This is a genomic window from Streptomyces sp. NBC_01431, assembly GCF_036231355.1.
Classification (GTDB): domain Bacteria; phylum Actinomycetota; class Actinomycetes; order Streptomycetales; family Streptomycetaceae; genus Streptomyces.
This window is the reverse complement of the sequence record NZ_CP109496.1, coordinates 781,583-807,530: the sequence shown is the minus strand read 5'-3', so window position 1 is coordinate 807,530 and position 25,948 is coordinate 781,583. Positions and strand designations below refer to the sequence as shown.

Annotated in this window: 17 protein-coding genes; 12 read left to right on the top strand and 5 right to left on the bottom strand. The window is 70.5% G+C overall.

Annotated features, from left to right (window positions below; all coding sequences use genetic code 11):
- The first annotated feature begins 68 nt into the window (after window positions 1-68).
- From OG522_RS03890 to OG522_RS03835, 12 genes are all read left to right on the top strand, one after another.
- The gene (locus OG522_RS03890; protein WP_329461497.1) at window positions 69-3,503 is read left to right on the top strand and encodes a CHAT domain-containing protein; all 3,435 of its coding nucleotides are present in this window, start codon (window positions 69-71) and stop codon (window positions 3,501-3,503) included.
- On the top strand, window positions 3,496-4,179 hold the full coding sequence (locus OG522_RS03885; protein WP_329461496.1) for a hypothetical protein: 684 nt from the start codon (window positions 3,496-3,498) through the stop codon (window positions 4,177-4,179). Before OG522_RS03890 ends, OG522_RS03885 begins: the two co-directional genes overlap by 8 nt.
- Window positions 4,179-4,856 carry an RES family NAD+ phosphorylase gene (locus OG522_RS03880; RefSeq protein WP_329461495.1) on the top strand — a complete coding sequence of 226 codons (678 nt, stop codon included), beginning with the start codon at window positions 4,179-4,181 and terminating at the stop codon, window positions 4,854-4,856. The genes OG522_RS03885 and OG522_RS03880 overlap by 1 nt, the downstream gene beginning before the upstream one ends.
- Window positions 4,857-4,915: 59 nt before the next feature.
- Window positions 4,916-5,992, top strand: a complete 1,077-nt coding sequence (locus OG522_RS03875) for a hypothetical protein (protein WP_329461494.1) — start codon at window positions 4,916-4,918, stop codon at window positions 5,990-5,992.
- Between the two features lie 536 nt (window positions 5,993-6,528).
- Complete coding sequence (locus OG522_RS03870) at window positions 6,529-8,319, top strand: hypothetical protein (RefSeq protein ID WP_329461493.1); 1,791 nt, start codon at window positions 6,529-6,531, stop codon at window positions 8,317-8,319.
- A gap of 48 nt (window positions 8,320-8,367) precedes the next feature.
- Window positions 8,368-9,483, top strand: coding sequence for a TRAFAC clade GTPase domain-containing protein (locus OG522_RS03865; protein WP_329461492.1), 1,116 nt, complete (start codon window positions 8,368-8,370; stop codon window positions 9,481-9,483).
- A complete protein-coding gene (locus OG522_RS03860; RefSeq protein WP_329461491.1) occupies window positions 9,480-11,924 on the top strand; it encodes a hypothetical protein in 2,445 nt (814 codons plus the stop codon). The genes OG522_RS03865 and OG522_RS03860 overlap by 4 nt, the downstream gene beginning before the upstream one ends.
- Window positions 11,924-13,327, top strand: coding sequence for a sugar kinase (locus tag OG522_RS03855; RefSeq protein ID WP_329461490.1), 1,404 nt, complete (start codon window positions 11,924-11,926; stop codon window positions 13,325-13,327). The genes OG522_RS03860 and OG522_RS03855 overlap by 1 nt, the downstream gene beginning before the upstream one ends.
- Window positions 13,324-14,895, top strand: a complete 1,572-nt coding sequence (locus tag OG522_RS03850) for a vWA domain-containing protein (protein WP_329461489.1) — start codon at window positions 13,324-13,326, stop codon at window positions 14,893-14,895. The genes OG522_RS03855 and OG522_RS03850 overlap by 4 nt, the downstream gene beginning before the upstream one ends.
- Window positions 14,895-15,569: a 4Fe-4S single cluster domain-containing protein gene (locus OG522_RS03845; protein ID WP_329461488.1), complete on the top strand. Its 675-nt coding sequence runs from the start codon at window positions 14,895-14,897 to the stop codon at window positions 15,567-15,569. Before OG522_RS03850 ends, OG522_RS03845 begins: the two co-directional genes overlap by 1 nt.
- Window positions 15,566-16,960 (top strand): hypothetical protein, encoded by a 1,395-nt coding sequence (locus tag OG522_RS03840; RefSeq protein WP_329461487.1) that lies wholly within the window; start codon window positions 15,566-15,568, stop codon window positions 16,958-16,960. The genes OG522_RS03845 and OG522_RS03840 overlap by 4 nt, the downstream gene beginning before the upstream one ends.
- Window positions 16,957-19,545 (top strand): AAA family ATPase, encoded by a 2,589-nt coding sequence (locus tag OG522_RS03835; protein WP_329461486.1) that lies wholly within the window; start codon window positions 16,957-16,959, stop codon window positions 19,543-19,545. Before OG522_RS03840 ends, OG522_RS03835 begins: the two co-directional genes overlap by 4 nt.
- On the opposite strand, the gene OG522_RS03830 is transcribed toward OG522_RS03835, so the two are convergent.
- The 5 genes from OG522_RS03830 to OG522_RS03805 all read right to left on the bottom strand — a co-directional run bounded on the left by OG522_RS03830 (window position 19,536) and on the right by OG522_RS03805 (window position 25,914).
- Window positions 19,536-20,531 (bottom strand): hypothetical protein, encoded by a 996-nt coding sequence (locus OG522_RS03830; RefSeq protein ID WP_329461485.1) that lies wholly within the window; start codon window positions 20,529-20,531, stop codon window positions 19,536-19,538. The genes OG522_RS03835 and OG522_RS03830 overlap by 10 nt on opposite strands.
- A 559-nt stretch (window positions 20,532-21,090) precedes the next feature.
- A complete protein-coding gene (locus OG522_RS03820; protein WP_329467886.1) occupies window positions 21,091-21,411 on the bottom strand; it encodes a hypothetical protein in 321 nt (106 codons plus the stop codon).
- A 114-nt stretch (window positions 21,412-21,525) separates the two neighbouring features.
- The gene (locus OG522_RS03815) at window positions 21,526-21,687 is read right to left on the bottom strand and encodes a hypothetical protein (RefSeq protein WP_329461484.1); all 162 of its coding nucleotides are present in this window, start codon (window positions 21,685-21,687) and stop codon (window positions 21,526-21,528) included.
- A 535-nt stretch (window positions 21,688-22,222) separates the two neighbouring features.
- Window positions 22,223-22,558, bottom strand: a complete 336-nt coding sequence (locus OG522_RS03810; protein ID WP_329461483.1) for a hypothetical protein — start codon at window positions 22,556-22,558, stop codon at window positions 22,223-22,225.
- Entirely contained in the window at window positions 22,555-25,914 is a 3,360-nt protein-coding gene (locus OG522_RS03805) for a CHAT domain-containing protein (RefSeq protein WP_329461482.1), read from the bottom strand. Before OG522_RS03805 ends, OG522_RS03810 begins: the two co-directional genes overlap by 4 nt.
- Between the last annotated feature and the right edge of the window lie 34 nt (window positions 25,915-25,948).

Here is a 25,948-nt window from a genome sequence, read left to right as displayed (position 1 = left end):
GCGGGTCGGCATAGTGGCGGCGTTGATTCCGAGGGCTGTCGAGGTCCAGGGGGAGGGGCGGGGTGTCGGTGAGCGAAGAAGAAAGCGGCGGCGTGCAGGGGCTGCGCGCCTGGGCGGCGGACGTCGCGGAGCGGGTTAAGCGGCTGACCCCCGCCATGGGTGCGAGAGATGTTCCGCCTGGGGCGTACGACTCGTCGATAGCCGAACTCAGCCAGTTGGCACGGCTGTTGGACCATGACCCCGCGCTCCACAGCGCGGTGAGTATATGGCTGGGCGGTGCGCTCGCTATGCGGCAGTCCGCCGGGGGTGGTGAGCCGGGGGACGGAGAGCGCGCGGAGCGGCTGCTGCGGGATGCGCGGGATCGAGGGACGGCCCTTGGCGCTGCAGCGACCGAGGAGGACCGGCGATGGGCGGCCTTGCACCTAGTGTCGATCATTACGCCGATACGGTCGCAGCAGGGCGGGTACGGGGCAGTACCTGACCTCTCCGCCATCGTCGACTGGCTTGCACAGGCGGGACCCGCCGGGATGATGGCCTTCGCAACGGAGCTTGAGGAGCTGACCGCGGAGGTGCTGGAACTGCCTTTGCCGCCTGAGTTCCTGGGGGAGTTGCGACGGATGAGGGGGGTCTTCTCGGCTCCCCCGGGGGCGGAGTTCACCGACCTGGTGACCAGCAGCATGCCCGCCGGGGATCCCTGGACGGACCACGTGCGGCAGATGATGGACCAGATGTTCGACATGGCCGGTGGCCCGACGGGTGGGCCGACAGACGCCTCGGGGCTGGATAACTCATGGCCTAAGAGCCCGGTGCCCGACGCGGACTCGAAGCCCGACTCGTCCCCGGAACCGGCTCCCACGCTCAGGCCTGACGACATCCGGCGGATCGCCGCCGGCCTGGACGCCCTCAACGCCTCTTCGTACGGCCTCGACGACGTACTCAAGAGCGGCGATCCCCAGGCGTTCAACGAAATTCTCCGCAGGCTGAACGTCGTACAGAAGGAGCCGCCCCCCGGGCTGGACCCGGCCTCCGCGCTGGAGGCGCTCAGGGCACTCCTGCTCAACAGCAGCTCCAGAGTCGGCGGCACGATCCAGGACCAGTCGGCCAGCCGTGCCCACTTGGAGAAAATCGTCAGCGACCTCGAGCACTTCGAGGAGACCATCGGGCAGCTGCCTCCGGGAACGGAGCATCCTGCCGTCGTGGGACGGACGTTGTCGCTGTACGCCCGGGTCATGGATGCCGGGCAGGCGGAGGACGTCCTGGCGCTCCGCGACCTCGTGGACGAGGCCGAAGCGCTGGAGAAGACCGTTCCGGAAGGTCATCAGTACCGATTCACCGTCCTCGCGGCCCTGGGCGCCGCCTACGGCAGGCTCGGCGCCGTCACCGGGGACAAGGAGATGATTCTGCGCGCCCTGCCATACATCGAGAAGGGAATCACAGGCGTCAGGGAGAGCGGACTTCCGTTCGCCGACGACATGCCTCATCGATACCTCCCGGACTTCGGTCTGCTGCGCGCCGGACTCTCCGGCGACGGCACGGAGGCGCTTCCGGAGCACGTACCACCGCCTGCGGGGGCCTCGACGGATGACCTGCACAGTTCCGCGCTCTCTCTGGCCGTGCGCTACTCCCTCACCCACGACCGCGTGGATCTCGACACCCTGATCGACGAGCTGGAGCGGGTCCGTGAGGGTGTCCGGAACGGAAGGGCACCAGACATCGCCGCCGACGCGCTGTGGCAGCTGGCCATGGCCTACCGCGAGCGTGGAGTCCTCAACCAGGACGTGAAGGACTTCACGGCCCTGGAAGCCGCCAAGGAGGCGCTGGCGGCGCTGGCCGCTGACGTCCTCCTCCAGTCCGGTGCGGAGCACGGACTGCTGGCGGCCCGTTCCGGGGCGAGCAGAGGCGTGCAGGCCGCGCTGTGGGCAGGCTCGCAGGGACGGCCGAACGAGGCCGTGGCCGCTCTGGAACTGGGCCGGGCCCTGGTGCTGCACGCGGCGTCCACCTCGTCCGACGTACCCGAACTCCTGGACGAGGGCGGGCACCACGACCTGGCTCAGGCATGGCGGTCAGCCGACGCCCCCCAGAGTCCCGGCGCCGGCGCGGACGGTGTCCCGGGCGAACTGTTGAGCACGCTGCGCCGTCAGGCCCTCGAAGCCCTCGGCTACCGGCAGGAGGGCGGTCTGCTCGGCACTCCCACGCTGAGTGAACTCGCGGACGGGGTCGAGGAGAGCGGCGCCGATGCGCTCGTCTATCTGGTCCCCTGCGAGGACGGAGACGCCGGCCTGGCGATCGTGGTGGGCCCGCGGCTCGGAGCCGGGCTCGCGGTGCGGTCGCACCTGTCCGGCGCCGAGAGCGGCCCGCTGGAGCGCTATCTCGACGCCACAGCTGCGCGCGATGCCGCGGCACGCGACGGCGGCCGAAACAATCCGTCCGCAGAACAGGCCTGGGAGGAGGCCCTCAAGACGCTCTGCGGCTGGGCCTACCAGGTGCTCGGCCCCGTGCTCGCCGATGTGGACAAGCGGCTCGAGGCCGACGGTCGGCCGCTCAGGATCGTCCTGGTGCCCTGCGGCCGACTCGGCATCGTCCCCTGGCACGCCGCGCGCTACCCAGACGACGCACCCCACGACTACCTCTGCGAGACAGACGTGATCAGCTACGCGGCGTCCGGCAGTCAGTTCCTGCGTACGGTGAAACGCGCGCCGCGGGACCCGGCGGCGGCCCCCGTTCTGTTGGCCGACCCTACCCTGGACCTGACGCATGCCGAGGTCGAGGTCATGGCCCTCAGAGATGCCTTCTACCGGCGGGCCCGGATGTGCGGGGGGATCTTTGAGCTGCCCGAGGAGGAGCTGGTCCCCGGCACGCCCGACGACGTCCTCACGTTCCTCGCCGACGGGGCCTCACTGCTCCACATGGCCTCGCACGGATCGGCGGGTACCCGTCCCACGGTCTCGGCCCTTCACCTCGCCGCCCCCGAGCGCGGCGGGGACACACCCGCCGAAGACGGCCGACCGGAGACGGGGGCGGAGCCGGGCATGCTGACGGTGACCCGACTCCTCGATCGACCGCACGCTCAACAGGCCGCCAAGGACGGGCCGTTAGTGGTGCTGAGTGCCTGTCAGACCGACCTGAGTACCCGCGATCACGACGAGGCGCTGACCCTCACCACGGCGTTCCTCGCGGGCGGAGCGCGGGACGCCATCGGATCACGGTGGACGACCAACGACAGCGCGTCGGCGCTGCTGATGGCGGTGTTCCACCACTACCTGACCGTCGACGGGCTCAGCCCCGTCGATGCGCTCAGGGCCGCGCAGCGGTGGATGCTCGACCCCCGCCGCGAGAACCCGGGCTCGCTCCGCAGTGAGCTGCTGCGGCAGATGGAACGGCCGGATCTCGACCGGATACCGCTCTGGGCCGCCTTCATCCATCAAGGGCATCCGGGCCGGGGAGAGAAGCCAGGGAGAAGCCAGGACGGGAAAGCGGGAGAAGAAGGAGAAATGGATGAATGACGGCCGTGACAGTTCGACCGGCCGACTGCTAGCCCTGATCGGGGAGCACCGCGCAACCATCCGCGACGCGCTCGACGACGTGCAGCACGCGCTGCTGCTCGTCAGGCTGGGTGCCCTCGCCAGTGCGGCGCCCGACGACGACAGGGCGGTCCGTAGGGCGCTCCAGGGCGTGCGCCTTGCCCTGCTGCCGCTACCGCTCGACCATCCGGTGCGCACCGCGCTCGACTCCGTGCGCCTTGTCGCGGCGCCGCCCGGGCCGACGGCCGTGGCGGGAGCGCGGGAGCTGATGGTCCTGCTGGCGGGCTCGCCGCCGTCCCTCGGCCCCGAGCCCCCCGCCGACGCACAAGACCAGCTGCTCTCGATGTCGGCCCTCTCGGCGGACGAGGCGCGGGCTCGGTGCGGCGGCGCGGTTCCACCCCCCGAACTGATCAAGCTGGCTGACCCCCAAGGCAGCGACCGCTACCCGGAGTTCCAGTTCGCCGCGGGCGGCGGTACCCCCTACGAGGTCGTCCTCACGGTCAACCGCCTTCTCCTCGCGGACATCGACCCCTGGGGGGCCGCAGCCTGGTGGCTCAGCGGGAACACCTGGCTGGGCGGGACACCTGCGTCACTCCTCGGCCAGCTGACCGACCAGCAGCTGGTCGGCGCGGCCACCGCACTGGTGGAGGGGGATTGATGAGCGGCCTCTTCCCCATGACCCCGCTGGAACTGCGCCCCAACCGTCGTCTCATCCCGGCCGGCACCGAACTGTGGCGCGTGCACAACACCAAGTACGCGCCGAACGAGTTCAATCCGAGACTCGCGGACCCCTTCGAGTCCAAGGGCGGCAGCCGCTTCGACGGCACGCTGCTCGATCCGTATCACTGCCTTTACCTGGCGGACACCCCGACCACGGCCCTCGCGGAGAGCGTGCTGCGCTCCAGGCCCTTCGAACCTTCGGCAAGCATGCGGCTGATCCCCTACGCCGTGATCTGGCGCCGGTCGCTGAGCGTTCTGCGCACCAGGGGCGAGCTGAACCTGGTCTCCCTGATCGAGGCGCCAGATCTTGCCGCCGTCTGCCAGGATTCCACGCTCCTGGAAGACGAGAGGAACTACGTACAGGCAAGGCGCTGGGCGAGTGAGATCCGGGCGCAGGTACCCGACGCCATGGGGCTGATTTGGCAGTCCCGGCACAACCGGCCCCGGCTAGCCCTGGTGCTCTTCCATGACCGGTTCGACCACAGCGACGGCGGGCCGCTGGAGGTGCTGCCGGAGCGAGGTATTGCGGACCTGGACTCCGATGCCGGCATCGAAAGGGCGAACCAGCTCCTCAAGCCGCTGCGTTCGGAGATCTCGCGGCCGAGACGGGGGTGAGATCCTCGGGCCTGCGTTCCTGCTTGTCCCCAGGTGAATCGTGATGCCATGGTGCATGCATGGCATCGTCAATACCTGACCCTGCGTCACTCCTGTCCGAACTCAGGGAAGTTCGGCGCGCGGGACTGGTCCGGTTGCGTGGGCGCTCGCTGCCGGCTCTGGAGTCGGGCGCCGAAGCGGTGACCGCGGTCGCGGCTCGGACGCCGGGCGCGGCCGTCGAGACGCTGCTGCGGCTCGCCGTGTCGCGCCTGGACGCGGGCACGCTGCGCACCGCCGCCGAGTACACCCTGGGACTGGCGCAGGGAACTCGGGACTGGCCGGCGTCCTCGCGCCGTGCCCGAGCCGCCTCGGTGTACGGCGTGAGCGTCGAGCGCTTCCGCAAGGATCACGAGGTGATGGTCCTCGGGCAGGTCGCCGAGCACATCCTCCGGCTGGTGTCGCAGGGTTCGGGGGCGCCCGGCGCCGAGGGCGCCGGGCGGGGTGTCGGCACGCACCGGTTCGTTCAGGTCCGGGCCGGTGGCCGAGAGGTGAGGCTCACCCTCCATGTGCACCCCGTGGACCTGCTGCGGGACGTGGACGTGATCGTCTCCCCTGTCAACGTGCACCTCGCGCTCCCCGAGCAGTACAAGTCCTCGGTCGCCGCGTCGCTCCGCCGTGCGGCCGCCGTGCGTGGTGTGACCGGCGACGTGCTGCACGACCCGGTCCACGACGAACTGCGCGAGTGGGCTGCCCGGCACGGCACTGCCGGACGCCCGGTGCTGCCGGGCACGGTGGCCGCCACTGGCTCGGGGGCCCTGGCCGGACAGGGCGTGAGGCGGATATACCACGCCGCGATAGCCGTTCCCCGGGCGGGGACCAACGACTACGACGTGCTCCCGGCCGACGTCACCCGTGCAGTGTCCCGCGCCCTCGCGCTGCTGGCCGAGGAATCCGACCGCCACGCGCCGGCGCTGAGGTCGGTGTGCTTCCCGCTGCTCGGTGCGGGGCGCGGCGAACTGTCGTACCGCGTCAGTCTGGCCGCCGTATGGGCCGCCGTCGAGGCGGAGTTGGCGCGCGGGGCGTCCTGGGAAGTCCACTTCCTGGTGCGCGCTCCCGAGGCGGCGGCGATGGTTGAGCGCATCCCAGCCGGGATGTGACCGGCCCGCGACCGGTGTTCGCCCGGGCGACCCAGTGGAATGGAGGAACGTCCTTCCGCTCCGCATGAGGAGATGCAGGGGGCGTGAGGGGGATGCGGAGCGGAGGGACGGATGAATGGGTTCATGGTGGCGTGCCTGGACAGTCGCGGAGTCGGGCGGCCAACACATTTGACGTGTTTGAACCGCTTCCCTGTTCGGTGAATTGAGGACGGAAAATCGGAGTATGAAGTTCCGGAAACTGAACCCGGATGGGCTCGTCAACGGATTGTCGGCGGTCCGTGGAACCGGGGAATTGGTCCGAGCGTCGTGTCATCATGATGCGTCCATGGAACGGGTGTTGCGTGGGGCGGTCGTCTGCGACTGCCGACGCGCCGCGAAGCAAGGTTCGGACCAAGTCGGGGAGTCGGGGAAGTGGACAGATGACGAGGGTCTGTGATCCACAGGCTGTCTGCCCGGTGTGTGCAACTCCGGATCAGCATAGCGACTTCTGTGCCGTGTGCGATTGGCGTCTCCAAGGTGACCCGGTATTGGGGGAGTTGACCGCTCGAGACCTGGAGATCGCCGAGGCCGCGCTCGGGGCGGCCGAGCATGCCTGGGACATCCGGGCGGTGGCCCTTTCGGCCCGGTGCCCAGAGAGCGCCCGACAGGTCGCGGAGGTGACCCGGGGAGGTCCGTCTGAGCGGGCCGAGGAGAGGCCGCCGCCCGACTCCGGTTGGGTCGACCTCGGGATTCCGTCCGGGCACGGCGATCTCCTCGAAGGCCTCCATCACGGCTACTTCAAGGAATTGTCGTTCGTGGAATTCACGGCCGACGGCCTCCACATGATCAGGGTGACCGTCGGGGAGGCCGGAATCCCGTTGCAGAACGACGCGGGAAGCGCGAAATGGCGTTTTGTCATACCGGCGTTCGATTCTGACGAGGATGTGTGCCGTTTCCAGCTCGCGGGAGGAATAGGAACCCTCCCGCCTGTGGACCGCAGAGAATTCGACGCCGCCGTACTGGAGTGGCTCAAATCATGCGTGTCGACGGTTCCCGACCCTCCGGTCGTCTTGCTGCGGCCCCCGCCCGGGTGGGAGCTGCTGGAGCGTGCGGTTGCCGCCGTGCGGGAGGCCTGCGGCTCCCGGGTGGAACTGCGCGCGGGCAGTGCGGAGTCGGCGGAAGGCCCGTCGGCGCGCCCTGCGACCGCCGATGCGGTTCGCCGACTCCTGCGTACCCTGCCGCTCCTGACCGACCACACGCTGCTGCTGGCCCGGGCCGACCGTGACACCGGCGCCGTCCACCCCCACACTCATGTGCTCTTTCCCGCGGGCTCTCGGCTGGGCCCCGGTGAGACCAGGACCGCCGAGGTCACCGTGTACGGCGGAGTGACCGGCCGCGGCCCCCTGTACCTCCCGGTGCTGGCCGGTGCACCTGTCGCCGACGGGGCCGGCGCTGCACCCGTGAGCATGCATCAGATCGAGGTCGGAGCACTGGAACCGGCGCGACTCACCTTCGTACTCCGCGGACCGGGGGAGGTGGACCTCATCGCACCCGGTGCTCGCACGCGCGGCGGGCGCGGAGATCCAGCCACCATCGACGTTCCGGGTCTGCTCTCTTCCCTGCCGCGGCGGATCGTGCGGCCGCCGCGGCTGGACCTGTACTTCACCGTCGAGCTCAGTGGCGCCGATCAGGCCGAGACCGGGGAACGCCTCACCTTCGTGCGGGACATCGTCGGCCTGCTGGCCCGGCGGGATCGGGCCGGCGCCGCGATCCGGGTCGGAGCCGTCGGCCACTACGACCACACCGTCTACGAGAGCCACATGGCTCAGGAGAGCATCCTGCTGCGGGCCCCCGTCTCCGCGCGGCCGCCCGCCGAGTTGCCGGCCGCCCTGAACAGCTGGTCGCACGCCCCGCGACGCCAGGACGCCGTGTCGTCCCTGGAGGACGCTCTGCTGGCAGTGGCCCGGCTCGCCACCGAGGACCCGGGTGCCGCCTACGCGCGGAGGGTGGTCCTGATTGTCGCCCGCCGCCCGCCCGCGCCGGCCCGCCAGCTCGGCGTCGTCCAGGCTTGTCCGCAGGGCGCCGACTGGCGGACGGCCCTCGCTCGACTGCGCTCCTGCGGCGTCCGGGTGATGACTCGGGCGGATCCCGTAGCCGGTCTGCCACCGTCGGACCGTCCGGGCAATGGCGCCCGACGGTACGCCGATGAGGCCTGGAGAGCCCTCGGCGCCGACGGTGTCTTCCGCCCAGGCGCCGACCCGGCGGCAGCTGTGGTCCAGAGCCTCGCCCCGCCCTGGAAGGTGGAGGGCACGGACTGCCGTCTGGCCCTCGCCGTCCCGCTCGTGTGACACCGCCTGCGCCCCTCCGCCCCCGCGTCCCCGGTACGAGGAGAGTTCATGCCCGATCTCTACGACCCGAACAAGAAGGAGTCCGGAGGCCCGGAGCCGGCCCTTGTGACCGCGTCGACCGGGGCCGGTGCCCCGGAGCCGGTGCCGATACCGGACGCGGTCCCGGTCTCGGAACCCGTGCCGGTTCCGTCCGCCGGCCAGGTGAACGGGAACGCACCAGACCGCATAAGAATCGGGCTGTGGGGCGCGCCCCGCTCAGGCAAGACGACCTATCTGGCCGCTCTCCAGATCGCCGCGATGCAGTACCAGCGGCACAACGCGGGCAGCTGGAGCATCACCGGCATGACGCAGGAGGCCAACGCCTTCCTCGCCCAGGGCACGGATCTGCTGACCCGGCAGCGGGCCTTTCCCGAGGCCACCATGGGCGTCCAGGGCTTGGCCTGGGCCCTCCAGGGGCCGGAAGAGAAGGGAAAGCTGGGATTCCGGAACCGGCGCCCCAACTTCGTGCTGGAGATCCAGGACGCGGCCGGGGAGGTGTTCCGGCACGATCATCCCCAGCAGGCCCAGCTCGTCGGCCATCTCGCGCGGTCCCACGGGGTGATCTATCTCTTCGACCCCGTGGGTGACGCCGAGGAGGCCACCGAGAGTTTCACCTATCTCCAGGCGACTCTGACCCAGCTGGCCGCGAGGGTAAGGGACCGGGGCGAGCTCGTCGACGGCATGCTTCCGCACCATGTGTCCGTCTGCATAGCCAAGTTCGACCACCCGGACATCTTCCGGCCCGCGGCGGAGGCGGGGTGGGTCACGCAGGACATGGTGGGCTCACGGCTGCCCCGCGTGCCCCGGGAACAGAGCGAGAACTTCTTCCAATGGATGTGCAACGAGTTCCGCGGATCCAACGCGCGGCTGGTACGCGACGCCCTGTACTCCCACTTCGACCCCCGGCGTATCTCCTTCTACGCGGCCTCCGCTGTCGGCTTCCGGCTGAACCCGCAGCAGGTGTTCGACTACAACGACTACGTCCAACCGGTCGAGGTGGGAGGGAAACCGCACATTCGTACCTCCCCGGTGCCGATCAACGTTCTGGAGCCGCTGATCGACCTGGAGAGCCGGATACACCGGGACCGCGGCCGGGGTGGTTGGCTCGGGGGGAAGCGGAAGTGAACGAGGGCCTCGGAGAGGAACGACTGACCGCGCATTGGGCGGTGCTGGGCAAGCATCCGGGGCAGACCATGGGCTACGAGGTGCTGCGAAGCAGCCTTCCGGAAGACCGGGCGAGTACCTACCTCTGGAAGGCATCCGCCACTGGCGCACCGGGAGGCCGTGACCCGGAGGGCGAACTGCCGTGGCGGGTGTTCCTCGGCAGAACGGATACGCACCCGGAACCCGTCTGCGCCTCCGTGGAGGCCACGTGGGACGGATCGACCGACGGCACCGGCGCCCCCAGTTACACCTGGAGGCTGATCCTGCTGGAGTGGCCGGAGGCGGGCCGGACCGCCCTGACCTGGTCCGGTATCGACCGTGCGCTGCTGTCGGAGCCACCCGATCTGCCCGGCGACGCGGTCCCGTTGACCGTTACCGTGTCGCGCACGCCTCCCGCTGAACTTGCCGCAGTGGTAGATGAGTTGGGCTTCGAGTGGGCGGCGGGCGTGGCCGCGCTGCTGCTCGGCAACCGGCAGGTGGCGATCACGCCGAGTCCGGGCAAGGCGCTGCCGGACGTCTCCGATCGCGTCCGTGTGCTCGACGCGGTCTGTTCTCTGCTGCCGTACGAATGCCGGGGTTGGCTCAGCGCCGCGACCTGGACCGGTCAGTCGCAGCACGACCTGAGGCTGTTCTTCGCGTCCGCGGCCCGGACGGGGCAGATCACGGCGGTGCTCGGCGGCAGCCCGCCGGGTGAGCCGCGGGACGAGACCGCGCGGGCTTATCTGCGCGGGCTTCGCCGGCTGCGGGTGAAGACCGGCGACACCACCGTGATCGTGGAGCATTTGGTGACGGCCGCGGAACCGGCTACGGCCCCACGCCCCGGGGCCGCCCTCAGGGCCCTGCGCGACGCGGACTTGATGGACGCCGTGATCGAGGAGATCCGGTCGGGCGGAGGGACGGTCGAGGACGTAGGACGGGTCCTGGAACGGCATCAGGCCGTATCCCTGGACGAAGGCCGGCTGGGCACGCTGACCTTCTTCCTGGTCCGAAGCGCGCACAGCGGCGACGCGGTCGCGGGGAGTCTGCTGGCGGAGCACTGGACCGGGCGCACCCCGTCCCTGCTCGCCCAGAAGATCCTGGGCGCCGGAACTCCCGCCCTTTCCTTCGAACACGCCCATGAGTACCTGGGCGTCGTTGACCACAACGTCGAGCCGCACCGGCGGGGCAGCTTCGACGAACTGTTCAACACCCTGGTCGAGGCCCCGGAACCGACGCACGAATGGACCGGGGCGCTCATCTACATGGCTGAGAACGAGTGGGGCCGCAGCACGGACAGAGCCGACCGCAGCCTCGTTCGTGTGCCCGCTGTCGGGAAGACCTGGCTCAAGTACCTGCTGGCGCACAAGGACCGCAGCCTGGAACCGCTCGACCGCCTGGTACAGCGGGCGCGGGACGACATGGCCGCCGACGTCACCCCCGGCTGGCTGCGCTTCGCGGCCGTGCTCCTCGGTGAGCCCCTGGACCTGGCCACCGCCACGGACGCAGCCGACTTCGCCGAGGTCGCCGAGAGGGGCTGGCGGGTCACCCTGGAGATCGCCCAGGCGCAGCGGCGGCCAGAGGTGCTCGGTCTGATGTGGCCGCGGCTCTGGAGGGTCGCCCGCACACAGCCCGAACTGGCGGAATCCGTAGAGCAGTTGGTTCCTGCCGGGGAGCCGCAGACGTCCGGCAGTGTGGCAGCCGATGCCGACCTGTTCTGCGCGGCTGTCCGAGGCGGAGCCACGGAGGGCATGCTCCGGCTGGAGCGGCTCACCGCACAAGCGGAACTGCAGGACTACGCGGCTGTTCTGATCCGCCGGATCCAGTCCGACGGAGAACTCAGGAGGCTGATGGCCGAGGCACTTCTGGGCGGGGAGCTGTCCCGGAACACCTGGCGGGTGATCGATGAGCTGAGCCGCGCGCTGCCGGACAGCCTCCTCCCGCAACTCTGCGAGGTACTGCACGGGCGGCTCACCGGACGGGGCAGACTCCTCAATGATCTCGACGTCCCCGCGTACCTCATGGAGGAGCTGGCGAAGCGGTACGACCTGGGGTGGCTGCGGCCGGTCCACGCCTTCCGGAAGGCAGTTCAGGACGTGGCGCAGTACAAGGAGTTGGCCCGGATCGTTCTGGAAGCCCATGGACAGGGACCTCTCCCCGCACAGCTGCTGGACGCGATCGCCACGTGGACGCTCGAGGTGGGTGAGTACAACCTGGAGCAGCTCGCCCGGTTCATGGACGGCCTGGCGGCGTCGGGCCGGCCGGGGCTGGAACTGTACGCGGCCGTGGCACGCGGGAACAGGTACGGCCAACTGTGTGACCTGCTGATGCGGCACAGCGAGGACCAGAAGGCTTGGCACGAACGGGTTCTGACAGAACTGCGGCACAGCCGGGATCCGAAGACGAGTCGGCGGTGGAGGTTGTGATGACGACTGCCGCCGCGCCGCCCGCCATCGCGATCGACCCCGGCACACGCTTCCTGCGGGTCGCGCGGACCCGTGCGGACGGGACGCCGGAGTTGGTGGAGCTGCCGGGGACGGTGCCCGGAGAGGGGCTGCCCACGCCCGCCGGCGTCCGTGGTGACCGCGGGGCGGCGCTGAGCGTGGCGTACACCGCGTACCGCGAGCACTGCGGTACGCCCGGTCAGGTGGCGCTGGTGGTCCCGCCGCAGGAGCGGGCCGTGCCGCCCGGGGACGACCGCATGCCGCGACCTCGTCTGCTGGACGTCCCACACGCTGTGCTGGCGCTGCTGCGGCACGCGGGCACCCCGATGGCGCCCCGTTGGCTCGTGTGCGACCTGGGCGCCTCGGCGGCCGAGGTCACGGAGTGCGCCGTGGTCGGCGGGTCGCTGGCCGTGGTCCGGGTCGCCCGGTACGCCCCCGACCACGACGGCTACGGTGCCGCGTTCGACGCGGCAGTGCTGGCCGGGGCGGGGCTGCCGACCGACCACACCGAGGTGCTGTGGGAGCTCGGCCGGGCCAGGGCGCGGAACGCCCGCCGAACAGAGGTCGCGCTCGACCGGATGGCGGCCCGGCCCGACCGAGCCGCCCGGTTCGCGGACACGGTGCTCTACGAGGTGGCCGGCCGGGAGATCACCGCGGGCATGGTGCACCGGGCGCTGGACCGGCTCACGGGCGGCCTCGACCGGGCCTTGGACGGCCTGCCGGAACACCGGGCCACCGGACCCGACCCGTCCCGCACAGCGGTGATCGCGGTAGGGGGTCCCGCCCGGTCCGGGGCGCTCCTGGGGTACCTGACCGGCCGTCTGGGCCGGCCGGTCCTGCTGACCGGCGGGACGGACCCCGCGCTGGCCGCGGTGTTCGGGGCTGCCCTGGTCGCCAGTGGACACATCGACCCGGCCGACCGCTATCCGCATGCCGTGGGCGTGCGCGTTCAGCGGACCACGGTGGGTCGGCCACGGGACGGGGAACTCCTGATCAGCCCGCCCGGCACGCTGGAGCCGGGTGGGCCCACAGTGTTCGCCGAGGCCGACGGGGAACGGGTCCGGGTCCGGACCGGCCTCGCCGACGGGACGGCTGGACGCGAGGTCCGGATAGTGGTCCGCGCGTCAGGGACAGGCGCCGCCGCCGAAGCCGGCGTGGTGACCGTCCCTCCGTCCGGCGACGGTGCGCGCTTCCACGTCGGTGTGCGCCTCGCCGTCGACGGGACGGCTCGCCTTGTCCTGCAACCGCTCGGCGTGCACCCGGCCGAGGACCGCCTGGCCGCGCAACACCCGCCCGAAGAGTTCGCGCTGGGCATCTTGCCGACCGACCTCCGGCTCGACCCGCCTTTCGACTCACCGCCCGACAGTGAGGGAGCCCGTACGTGAAGCGATCCACCTGGTCACCACGCGCGGTGACCGCGCTGCGGCGCGGGGCCGCCGTGGCCGCCGCCCTGCTTGCCGCCGTGTCCGCGACCGTCGTCCCGGCGATCGCAGCCGGGACGGCACCGACTCGGGACGAGATCTACCGGGAACTCGGCGTGGCCGATCAGCCAGTCGATTACGTCGTCCTGGTGGACACCTCCGGTTCGATGGCCGCCCAAGGCCGCTACAGCACTGTACGTTCCACCTTGAGCACCTTCCTGAACGGGCTGTCGGCCGCCGACCATGTCGACCTCATCACCTTCGATGACCGTCCCGAGGAACGCTACATCGGAGCGGCCGGTGACACAGCGAAGATCATCTCCCGGCTGCCCAATGCACCCAACCCGTCCGGCGGGACCGACATCGGGGGCGCTCTGGACCAAGCTCTGCGCGAACTCGAACGGACGGACGCCGCGAACGTCGCCTCCGTGGTCATGCTGACCGACGGCGAACACGATCCGCCACGCGGTTCCGGCTACCCCACGTCGTCCGGCGCCCCTTGGGACAAGCTGCGCAAGCGGGCGGAGGCTCTTGCCGCGCACACCGAACTCGCCGGATATGGGCTGCCGTTGGGCAGCGGTGCGACCGGAGTGGACCTGCTCGGAAAAGTCGTGGACCATACGCTGGTCCTGCGCCCGGACAGTATCCAGAACCTCGGCGCCTATCTGCAGCGGGCCGGGGACAGCACCCGAGCCCGGTCGGCGGCGCGGTTGCTCGCCTCGGACACGGCGAAGGGCGTCACGGTGTCCTGGACGGACACCGGTGTCCGCGACCTCACCGACGGCTCCGCCACCGCCTCCGTCACCTTCCACTCGGCCACCCAGCGCGTGCCGCTGGCAGTGAGCGGAGTGCGGGTCTCGACAGCCGGAGTCCCGCTCGACGTCACTGGCGTGCCGAAGCAACTCACCCTGAAACCGGGGGAGTCCCGCAAGTACGCCGTCCGACTGGAGGGGAGCCCTCGGGCTGGTGGACTGCCCTACCGCCGCACCGAGGACGGCAACGCCGCGTTGCGAGTGTCTGGCCAGGTGTCCTCCTCGTGGCAACGGGCGCTCGCCCCCGACCTGGACCTGAAGATCCCGGACGCGGCCGGGGTCACCGGCGATCCGCTGAGGGTGCGGGCCGAGGTCGGCTCGGTGTACTTCCTGCCGGGCCTGTTCTCGGCGCTGGCGGCGGTCCTGGTGCTCGGGTGGCTGTGGTGGCGGAGCGTCAACCGCCCTCCGCTGCACGGGATGCTGACGGCCGTTCCCGTGTTCGGCGTGGAGATCCCGGACCGGATCGCGCTGTCGGGGAGGCGAGTGGGGTTCCGGCCACGTTGCGGAGGGCGGGGCATGGTGTACGGCCGGCGTCGTAGGTCGGCCGAGGGGCGCCGGGTCGATCTGCTGATCCGCTACACGCCGGACGGCGCCTCAGGACGGCCGGACCGGGTGACCTGTGGGCCGGGGGGCCAAGTCGTGGTCGGCGGCCTGTCGTTCACCCATCTCCCGCACGAGTCGACCGCCGGCCCCGGGGCGCCGGGCAGCGGGCGGTCCTGATGACCGTCCACCCGCTGCTCAATGTGGCAGCCACCCATGTCGGCACCCGGGCGCTCGGGCCCGGTGTCCGGTCGGTGGTGTGGGTGCAGGGGTGCCCGTTCCACTGCCCAGAGTGCCTGGCCCCGGAGTGGATTCCCGACCGCCCAGCGCGCCAGGCCGGCCCCGCGGAGCTGGCGGCCGAGCTGCTCGCCGACCCTCGGGTCACAGGCCTGACCCTGTCGGGAGGCGAGCCGATGCGGCAGGCGGCCGGACTGGCCGAACTGGTCCGGCACGCGCGGGAGATCCGGGACGTCTCAGTGATCAGCTTCACCGGCTATCGCCGGGAACGGCTGCTGGCCCGGCCTCCGTCGCAGGGCGTACCGGACCTGCTCGCCGTCGTCGACGTACTGATCGACGGGCTGTACGTGGCCGGGCTGAACGACGGGCGCGGTCTGCGCGGCAGCACCAACCAGCGGATCCACCATCTCAGCCCGCGGCTGGAGGACAGCGGATACGACTTCGCGAACCGGGCCCGCGACGCGGAGATAGCCGTGAACGGCCCGGAAACGCTGCTCATCGGGGTGGCGCCGAGAGGGCTCGGCGCGGTGTTCGAGACAGCGGTCGACAAGGTTCGCGCCAGTATGCGAGGAGCGGACACCAGCAGCCCGAGTCCAGGAGAGGAAGGGCGGCCATGAGCTGCAGGAAACGGATTCAGGTCGATCAGTCGGAGTGGTACCGCCTGCAACAGAGGGCGCGGCAGCTGCGGGAGGTCAAGCGGGACATCCCACGGCTGTTCGCCGATGTGCGGGCACGGACCCAGGCCGACATCGACCGGGCGTTCTCCTCTGTGGCGCAGCGGCAGCGCCGCCAGCAAGAGGCGGTCGACAGGCTGAGCGACCGGACCCGCGACCTGGAGGCCGACACCACTCGCACGCTTCGGGAGCAGGCCGACCGTCTGCACCAGGACCTGCGGGAGACGGCTGGCCGGATCGAGCAGGACACCCGGCAGCGGCTGGAACAGCAGCGCAGAGAGACCGAGCGCGCCATCGCCGCCGAGCGGGCCGAGCGTCGCGCCGAAATGGCCGTGGTGAAAGGGGAGATCGACGAACTCAAACAGGACCGGGCGCGTGCCGAGGCCACCGTGCGGACCTGGCTGGCGGACGCCCGCACCATGGCTGGCCTGATCGACGGGGAGTTGCCCCACGATCGGTACGCGCCCGGCCGGCTGGACAGGCTGCGCCGCCGGATCGCCACGGCTGAGGAGACCGCCGCGGACGGCCGCTTCGACGCCGCTCTGGCCGTGGCGCAGGAGACCTTCCACGAGCTGAGCGATCTGCGGGTGGACATAGAGCAGCGGGAGTTCGAGCGCTGCCTGGCTCAGGAGGAGGCGGTCGAGGCCTTGGTGCAGTTGGATATCCTGGCCGAGGAGAACCGGCAGCGTCCGGTCGTCGGACCGGACGACGAGGTCATCGCCGGTCATGTGCTCGACGTCGCGCACTGGTCCGAGGGCGAGTACGACCGGGTACGGCAGGACACCACTCAGGCACTAGCCCGGGCCCGTGACCCGCAGACGGGTGTGGAGGACCTGATCGCCCTGCGCGACGACGAGGCGCCTCGGCTCGAGCGGAGCCTGGGCGAGACCGTCGAGAGGGCCGGGATGCGCCAGCTCACCTCGCAGATGAGGGTGAACCTGGCCGACGTCGTGGCTGAGACACTCGCCGAGATCGCCTTCTACGACCTCGTGGAGAAGGAGGCCGGGTACGTAGACGATGACCCGCGGGGAGTGTTCCGGGCCCGGCTCCGCAACGAGGCCAACGGCAACGAGATCACGGTCGAGATCGAGCAGGCAGACAAAGACTCGGACCAGTGCGTGATCCGTGTGGTGTCCCACGATCACGACATCACATCCGAGGCCGAGCTTCGGGATCGGTCCGACGCGGTGTACCAGGCGCTGCGGGAGCAAGGCGTGCCTGTGGGGCTGGTCGCATCGTTGCCCGTCGAGGAGCCCCACCCTCCAGTCCCGTCAGTCCCCCTTCCAGGGGAGCAGGCGCAGCACCGGGCGGGCCGGGAAACTCCCGGCGCATGAACGAGACCTCGAGGAAGGAAGGCCCTCCTGCCCGTCCGCCGGGGACGGAGCGGCTGGACCCGGCAGCGGTGCGCACCGGCGAACCCTTCACGGTCCTGCACGGGCCCGGTGTGGGTGACGTCTTCGTCGACAGCGCCGCCCAGGTGTGCTCCATGGAGCAGGCGCTCTGGCGCATGCTGCGTGCCGCCGGGTTTGAGCGGATCGTCTTCAGCACCCTGCACAACCCGGTCTACTTCCGGGACAGGGCGTCGAGGGATCTGTCCCGCCGGCCGGCCGGCCGCACAGCAGAACTGGCCGGCCGGCGCGGGTTGCGCACCATGCGGCACGCAAGCCTGCAAGGGCCCCTCGGTGGGACGCGGCTGCTGGGTGCCGCCCCCCGGTCTACGGCGGAATCCGCCCCGGACCCGGCCCGACAAGCCGGTGCGGCACCCGCGTCCGGGATCTCCGATCCCTTCGGCGTGATGACCGTGAGCGCGCATCTCCGCGACCCGGAACACCGTACGGCCGTGGTCTTCCCGCACGCGGACGAGTTCCTGCTCCACAACCGGGCCTCGCGGCAACTGGCCGGAGCCATGGCCGAGTGGGCGTCCGACACAGTGGAGGGAAACCAGTGGATCCTCGTGTTCCGCAAGCCCTCCCTGGACGCGGTGGCCGAACTCCTGGCGGGGCTCGGACGCTATCCGCAGCTGGAGACCTTTGTGTACGAACGGCGGGACGAGCCCGCCCGCGGCGGTACCTTCCGGGTCGAACTTCCCCAGGCGGCGGAATTGGAGCGGCTGGTCCACTCGGTACGGCTGCGCAAGGGGCTGCGGGTCGAGTGGCAGGACCTGGACCGGCTGGTCCGGGCGATGGCCGGCCAGCCCGAGACGGCCCGCGTCTGGCGTGCGCGCCTTGAACAACTGCCAGTTGAGGAGGCGTCATTGAGTCTCCACTCGGTCCGGCGCTGGCTAGGAGGAGACGTGTCCGACGAACGTTCGCCCTGGGAGCGACTTGCTGCGATGCCCGGCATGCAGGAGCTGGTAGGGCGATTCGAAGCCATTCGGATGGAGACAGAGGCGGCCGAGGAACTGCGGGCCCGTGGGTTGGCCGCGGTCGATGAACCGCCCGCCCGGCACCTGGTGTTCACCGGGAACCCCGGGACCGGGAAGACGACCGTGGCCCGGCTGGTCGGCGAGATGTACCGGGACCTGGGGTTGCTCACCCGTGGCCACTGCGTGGAGGCGCAGGTCAGCGATCTGGTAGCCGGTTACGTAGGGCAGACCGCCATCCAGACGAACGCGGTGGTGGACCGGGCTCTGGATGGTGTGCTGTTCATCGACGAGGCGTACATGCTCAGTGACCAGAGCGACGGATTCGGAGAACAGGCCATCGACACGCTCCTCAAGCGTATGGAGGACGACCGTGGCCGCCTGGCGGTCGTCGTGGCTGGCTACCCGGAGAAGATGAAGGAGTTCCTTGACTCCAACGTCGGTCTCAAGAGCCGGTTTCCCACCACTGTCGAATTTCCCGACTACGACCCCGCCACCCTGCACACGATCCTGCTGGGCCGCCTGGAAAAGCACGGCCTGCGTCCTGGGGAGGAGACGGAAGGGGCGTTGCGGCAGATCGTGGAGGGCATGCACCGCTCCCGGGACGAGGGCTTTGGCAACGCCCGGGAGATGCGCACCCTCGCCGATGCGCTCCGCGCCCCGTGGGCCGTGCGCGTCGGACGGGACGTGGAACAGCCCGTCATCATCGACGACATCCCGCAGGAGTACCGGGACCACCTGCCGCGTCCGGTGCCCGAGCTCGCCGAACTGCTGGCCGGACTCGACCGGTACATCGGCCTCGGCCCGGTCCGCCGGGAGCTGGAAGGACTCGCGAACCGGCTGAGGATGCGCCAGGAGCGCGGCCATGATGTGTTCGCCCCGCCCCACCTGCTGTTCACCGGCCCTCCGGGCACCGGCAAGACCACGGTGGCCCGGCTGATCGGCGATCTGTTCCGCGGACTGGGGCTCCTGCGCAGGGGGCATGTCGTGGAGGTGACCCGCACCGACCTGGTCGCCGAGTTCGTGGGGCAGACCGCGCCCAGGGTCCGCGAGGCGGTCGAACGGGCCCTGGACGGCGTGCTGTTTATCGACGAGGCCTACAGTCTGGTCCGGGACACCGGGGGACAGGGCGGATTCGGCGCGGAGGCCGTGGACACTCTGCTCCGTGAAATGGAGCATCGGCGCGGCCGACTGGTCGTGATCGCGGCCGGATACCCGCAGGACATGGAGCGGCTGCTCGACTTCAACTCAGGCCTGCGGTCACGGTTCACCACCGAGGTGCCCTTCCCCGACTACGCCCTGGACGGCCTGGTGGAGATCCTCCATCGGATGGCTGCCGAGAGCGGCTACACCCTCGGCCTCGGGACCGCGGAGCGCGCCAGGCTGTGGCTCGAAGCGACCCGGGAGGGCCGTCGGGAGTCGTTCGGCAATGCCCGGGAGGTGCGCAGACTGCTGGAGCTCATGGAGGGCCGCAAGGCGGCGCGGTGGAGTCAAGGTGACAAGGATTCGGAGTATCTGCCCGAGGACGTGCCGGATTTGCCCGTCGGTCAGGGCTGAGCACCGGTGATTTTCGTTCCGCCGCCCTCCTCCGTCCCTTGGCGGCCCGTCAGGGCGCGGCTCAGGGTCCGGTCCGCATCAATGAGCCGCTGCTCAACGGTCCGGGTGAGGGTCTCGACCTCCTCCAGGGAGAGGCCCTGGCCCGGTACGAGGTCGCGGGCATCCGCGCCGGCGGCCTCGCGCAAGGCCTGCGCCAGCTCCCGGTCGGCCTGGGCATAGCGGGTCAGGGATGCGGACACCTTGCCCTGTTCCGCCTGAATACGCTCCAGCCGGTCCTGGTCGGCGGCGAGTTGGCGGGAGCCCTCGATCAGCTTGTACTCCGTGGCCGCCAGCACCTCTTGCGCTGTCGCGGCACGCTCCAAGGCCTGCCGGGTCTGAGGTTCCAGCACGGCGAGCTGCCGCTCGGTGAGCCGCAGCAGGGCGTCGGCCGCGCCGCGCAGCTCCCGGTCGACCGCCCCGAGGTCCCGGCCGCGCAGCTCCCGCAGCCGTGTGTCGATGACCTCCCGCTGCTCGTGCAGCGCGTCCAGCTCCGCCACCAGCTGTTCCAGCCCCCGCAGTTCGTCGACCTCGCGCCGCAGCTTCCCGTGTTCCGCCAAGCGTTGGCGCAGCTCCTTCTCCGTTGCCGTGAGCTGTTCCAGTGCCGCGCGTTCGGACGTCACCCGCTCGATCACCGCGGTGAGTTCATCCATCAGGTCCCTGATGCCCTGTCCCACCAGCTCTCCGGGCCGGGCCGCCTCCAGCAGCCCGGGCAGCGCCTTGGCAAGGTCACTGACATCCGTCAACGCGTCGACCAGCGCGTACAGGGTGGCCAGGGAGTCGGCTCCGTCGGAATCGTTCGGCGCGTCACCATCAGATGCGCGGTCCGGCCTGCCGAGGGCGTCGGCGGCCCACCGGACGGTGCATCCCAGCACATGGAGTGCCGTCTCCCGGTCGGTGCGCCCGGAGGCCGCCAGCGCGTCCGCGATCTCCTGCCTGCTGTCTCGCACGATGTCCCCTCGTGGAGTCCTCGGCGGGGGTCGCTCGGTGCCCCGGGCCGTCCTGGGCGCAAGCGTATCGCCGTGAACCGGGTGTCGAGGCCACTCCTGCAACGCCGACCAGATCTATGAGTCCCGCACGCGCCGCCGCATCAACTCTGCGGTCTCGGCCTTGAGTTCCCAAACCCGGTTCCAGTGGCTCGATCGTGGCCACCCGCTGCCACGGGCGCGCGAGATCGTCGTACGACCCACGACGCTTGTTAGACGCACGAACAGAGAACGGCATCCGCCCGGGCGCGGCCGAAGTGGCAGAGAAGCCCCACGCAGGTTCGGCATCCACTGCTTGGACGGCCGACCAGGAGCGTCTCCAGCTGCTCCAGGGCCTCGGTGGCGCGCGGGTAGCCGATCCACCGGTCCGCCCGGACATACCCAAGCCGCTCCCGCATCCGGCAGCCGCGTGAAATGCTGCGCGGCCGGGCACAGGAGTGACAGGTCCACCAGAATGTCCTCGCCTTCGTGCACCACTGTTCGATCACCTCGAATGGCCTGGCCACAACCTCGCCGTCCTGACTCAGGTCCGGCACCGGCGGCTTGGGCGGCGCCGACCGCGGCCGCGAAGAAACTTCAGTGCGGCGCTGCCGGTCGCGGCGAACCGTGAGGGTGGTGGCCACGGCTGTGTTGCGATCTCCCACATCTGCGCCACGATGGAGAACAGTGTGTTCTCGTCGACCTCCGCACGGCCAAGCTCACGCAGCCGCCGGACGGCGGCCTTCTGCTCCCACACGCTGATCGGCGGCCGCGACAGTTTCCGGTAGGGCACCCCCGCGTACGCGATGCCGTCTGGGTCCAGGACCCAGATCCGGCTGATGCCGAGGGGGTCGCGACGCAGCACAGACCGGTCCGGCCGCTCATCGGCGATCCACGGCTGAGCGCATTGCAGTAGTACTGCACGTAGTCGATCGCGAACCCCGCCCTCGCAGGTCCGACACCACTCCTCGCCGACGCCCTACCGCCCGAGCAGCACGTACTCCTGGAGCCGGGAGATCCGCAGCCGCTCAGCGGCCGCATCCGCGTCGGCTAGCCTCACCGTGTCCTTCGCCGCGAGCGGCCCGATCGCCGCGGCTTGCCGCACCGCGGTCTCCCGCATCTGGGCCGGCGCGGTCAGCACCCCGCGCTCGGCCGCCGGGCCCCTCTTGCCACGAAGCCGATAGTCAGGATCTTTGCGGGCCGCAGCGGGGCAGACCTACGCTTTCCCGAAGAGTATTAGAACGTTTTGGGCGAAAGCATGCAACGTTGCGCCGCGGTGACGGATCTCTTCCCGGAAAGCGCGAGCGTCGTCCTCGATGCCTGACTCGGTAGGGAGGTACAGGAGGCCGAAGTAGTGGACGAGGGCAGTTTGCTCCTCTTCCGTCAGTGTCCCCCATTCACCGCGGCTGCCCTCGCATGCTCTAGCAAGCTCATCTACGCATGCGGCGATGGCGAAGTATGAATTCCCCCACCCCTCTTTTTCTCACTGCTTGAAGTTCGCGTTGAGGCGCGCCACATCGCCTGGCGTCGCCCTACGGGCGATCATCTTGGCGATGAGGGTGCCCTGCTCATCTGCCCGTTCGTTGGCCATGCCGACCTTTCTCTCATTCGATTTTGATCGAGCCGTTTGGCTCCGCTTTGCCCTCGAAGGCTTGTGCGCGCTAACGGCCAGAGCGTCACTCTGCTGACGGATCGTCAGATCGTCGCTGTGAGAAATGAGCACACCCGCAAGCTGCTCCAGCAGCTCGTCCGCCGCCGCGGCGGCGGGGTACGACGTCCGTGGCGACGAACCGGGTGCCGTCCAGCACGCGCAGTACCGGGTGCCCCAATGGGAGCGGCTTGAGCGCGTTCTTCACGTCCTGCAGCGCCTTGCGGGCGACCCACCCGTCGTTGATCGAGTCGGCCAGCACCCGCAGGCTCGTGAGCAGACCGGCCCGGCCCTCGGGATCGAGCGCCGCACCGGCCTCGTCCCAATGCTGGGTGAGACGATTCAGTAGCTCCTGGGGGCTCACCCGGCCTTCCTGTCGGTCGAAGCGGGGCCCGGGCGGCCGTGGTGCACGAAGGCCGCCCAGACGGCGGGCTCGGCCAGCTGCGGCTGGCTCGCCTGGCGCAGCAGTCCTGGGCTCAGCCCCGGGGGCGGGGTGCGGTGTGGATCGAGCATCCATCGCTGGGCTGCCTGCAGGGCGTCCGCCGGAGTCAGCCCGCGCACGGCCAGGTGGTGGTGGAAGACGGCCATCATCAGCGCCGACGCGGCGTCCTGGGTGGCCCAGCGCGAGCCCACCACGTCAGTGGCCCCGGCGGCGAGGAAGGCGGTGGCCAGGGTGAGCGCCTCGTCGTGGTCGCGGGTGCTCAGATCTGTCTCGCAGGCACTGAGCACGACCAGCGGACCGGGTGTGGCCGGCTCGCTCGGTGCGGGCCGGTCCAGCAGCTGAGTCACCGTCAGCTGCCCGGCGGCCGGTCCGCCCGGCGCCAGGAACAGCGCCGAGACTGTCGGACGCACCCCGGCCGACCCATGCGAGGCCACATGAAGCAGCGACGGCGGGCGCTCCGCCGCTTGGCCTGCGCCCGGCAGCAGCGCGAGCACCTCCTCGGGCGTGCCGGCGGCCACCAGTTGATCTGGCAACTCGTAGTACTCGCCGTAGAGTTCGGCGGACGGATAGCAGCCATCGCGCAGCGCCAGTACTTCCTCCTCGGCCCAGGTCAGGTCCATCCAGGGATCGGCCAGCAGCACCGGGCGACTGGTCGGGGCGAGCCGCCGCCGGGCGGCCGACCGCAGGAACTGCCGGCCCGACGGGGCATAGGAGAGCACCATGAGCTCGCAGGCGTAGCGGTGCTCGGAGTCCTCGGGCAGCCGGGCCGCGTGCCAGGGCACCACACCGAGGTTGCCGCACGGGACCAGCACCAGGCGCAGTCCGCCGGGCCGGTCGCCTGGCCGCTCGGGGGCGTCAGCCAGTTTCTCCTCGATCCCCTGGAGCATCGGCCCGACCGCCGTCGGCCAGGCCCAGCCGCACAGCTCGGTGAGCGCCTGCTGCCAGCGCGCCTCGACCTCCTCCAGCCTGCCGTCCGGGTCGTCCCCGCGGAGCCGGGAGCGTTCGGCACAGACATCGAGGTAGGCGTCCAGCGGGTTGCGGCCGGCCCGGCCGAGCCGGGGCAGCTGGATTGCGAAGGGCTCGATCTCCGGGCCCAGGATGACAGCCAGCCCGTGCTCGGAGGCACCGCCCGGCACCACGTACACCAAGGCGTCGGCGTCCGCCGAGCGCAGCGCGGCCCTGAGCTCAGGCAGTGGCGGCGGCGCGAACGGCCCAGTGCCCGCCCGGTACCCCAGTGCGGTCAGCGCCTGGCGGCGCAGCTGGCTGGGGATCGCGGTCTTCGGCGCGTCGGTGTGTTCGGCCGCGCGCCACTGGCGGGCCAGCTGCGGGTGACCGGCGGCGGCCAGGCGGTCCGGTACCTGAGCCGATACCGCCGCCGCCTGGAGCACCATCGAGCGGCCCAACTCCAGCATGGTGATCGCGTGTTCGGCCCGCCCGTTTGCGCCGGACCACCAAGCACCCTGGAGCGCACGCGCCGCGCCGTCCCGGGCCTGCTGCAGGCGGTGCTCAGCATTGGACTCCAGCAGCACGGCGGCGGCGGTGGCCTCCAGAGACTGGATCATCGCCTCCGCGGCCGGGGTCTGTTCACCGGAGTGGGGGGCATCCCGGCGACTGTAGAGCAGCGCGAGGTTCCAGAGCAGCGTGGCGTCGAGCCAGCTGCCGTCGCCTCGGGCCGGATCGGGGCGGACCTGTTCCAACGCCTCGATGGCGCGGTGGAGATCAGCAGGGTCATCAGTGAGATCCGCGAGGAGCCCATGAACCGTCGCCTCGCTCATCCGGCTCCACGACGTCCCTGGCGACGGGCTGCTCTGCTCGGCCCCGGACGTCGCCAGCACGTTTCGCAGCTCTTCCGGATCGCCGTTGACCAGCGCCTGTATGCCCGCGATCTGGGTGCGAAGGGTCTCCGATCCCAGGACGGATGTCATGTAGGGGACCATCGGCTGGGCCTGGCTCTCGGCGAGAAGGCGGATTGCGAGGCGGCCCGCCTCGGGATCGTTGGTGATCCGCCAGAGCTCGCCGTTGAGCAGGCCAAGCGGCATGGTGGCCATCGCTTTGTCCTCGTCCTTGACGAGGGTGTCGCGGACCGCGGCGATCGTCGCGATGCACTCCCGCAGACCATCGGCATTCCCTTCGCGGGCGTGATGGCGGCCGAGCATGACCGTCCTGGAGATACCGACCAGGTCGGCCATGGGATGGTCGGGGTTGTTCAATGGCGACCCCTGGAGCTGCTCGACGACCTTGGCGAGCTGCTCCTCGGCGGCTGCGGCGTCCTCCAGGCTCCCGGTCAGGGTGTGAGACGCACCGATCAGCATCGAAAGCATGGTGCCCAGAGGGGGAAGCCACCCGTCCGCCGATGACAGGCGCTCTGCTTCCTGCCGCACGGACTCAGCGGCATCGGCGAGCTGTTGCGGGTCACCAGTCTGTTGCGTCTGCACCATCCGTGCCATGGCGTGGGTCAGGGCGCCGAACGGGGCGGCCTCCGGGCCTGCCGAACTCCGGGCGGTCGCGGCGAGCTCAGCGAGGGTGTTCAGCTGGTCGGCTGTCACGTCTCCCTGCAGAGCCTGTCCCAACAGGTCGAGCAGCGTGGAGTCGGGCTCGTGCTGGTCGGCCACCGTGACCGTCGGATCGGCCGGGCCGGAAGCTGTCCCACTGGTTGGCCTCGTCGGAGACGGACCGGTGCTCAGCAGCGTCCGCAGCTGCTCCGCGACGGGGAATCCTGGCGGTAACAGCTCGCACATCGTCTTCAGCTGAGCAATCATCTGATCGGGCCCGGCCGGCGCCGTGCGGAGGGCGACGGACATCACTCCGAGCTGTTGGCGCAGGTGCGGCGGCAGCGGAGCCTCATTGAGCTCGGCGAGCAGATCCCTGAGTTCGTTGTGCGTCGGGCTGTCGGGACTCATGACCGTTGCGTACTTCCGGCCCCACTCAGCCATGCTTCCGAAGTCGCTCACCGCCTCACGCGGATCGCCGTGGGGCAGCGGAATCAGCAGGGTGAACAGGTACAGGGCGGCCCGCTGCCGGTCCCAGCGGGCCAGGCCCGTGCCGCTGGCCCGCGCGGCACGCAGCAGTTGCATGGCACGCGACCGGTCCCCGGCCGTACCGGGGCGCTGTTGCTGCCGGATGGCCAGCAGTCCGCCGAGCCGGGCCGCCAGCACCGGCCAGAGCGCCTCGTCCTGGTCCAGCAGGCCCACCAGCTGCTCAAGTTCAGCGATCAGCTGGTCCTCGGTCGCCTGGTCGGACAGCTGGAGTCGGAACGGCTGGCTGGGGTCCGGCAGCAAGACGAGCTCCGCCCGCCCCTCTGCCGCCTCCGCC

What these genes read in the sequence shown, in the direction of transcription:
- OG522_RS03875 (WP_329461494.1), top strand. Translation starts at nt 4,916, where the DNA reads ATGGCATCGTCAATACCTGACCCTGCGTCACTCCTGTCCGAACTCAGG.
- OG522_RS03880 (WP_329461495.1), top strand. Translation starts at nt 4,179, where the DNA reads ATGAGCGGCCTCTTCCCCATGACCCCGCTGGAACTGCGCCCCAACCGT.
- OG522_RS03865 (WP_329461492.1), top strand. Translation starts at nt 8,368, where the DNA reads ATGCCCGATCTCTACGACCCGAACAAGAAGGAGTCCGGAGGCCCGGAG.
- OG522_RS03835 (WP_329461486.1), top strand. Translation starts at nt 16,957, where the DNA reads ATGAACGAGACCTCGAGGAAGGAAGGCCCTCCTGCCCGTCCGCCGGGG.
- OG522_RS03855 (WP_329461490.1), top strand. Translation starts at nt 11,924, where the DNA reads ATGACGACTGCCGCCGCGCCGCCCGCCATCGCGATCGACCCCGGCACA.
- OG522_RS03840 (WP_329461487.1), top strand. Translation starts at nt 15,566, where the DNA reads ATGAGCTGCAGGAAACGGATTCAGGTCGATCAGTCGGAGTGGTACCGC.
- OG522_RS03885 (WP_329461496.1), top strand. Translation starts at nt 3,496, where the DNA reads ATGAATGACGGCCGTGACAGTTCGACCGGCCGACTGCTAGCCCTGATC.
- OG522_RS03845 (WP_329461488.1), top strand. Translation starts at nt 14,895, where the DNA reads ATGACCGTCCACCCGCTGCTCAATGTGGCAGCCACCCATGTCGGCACC.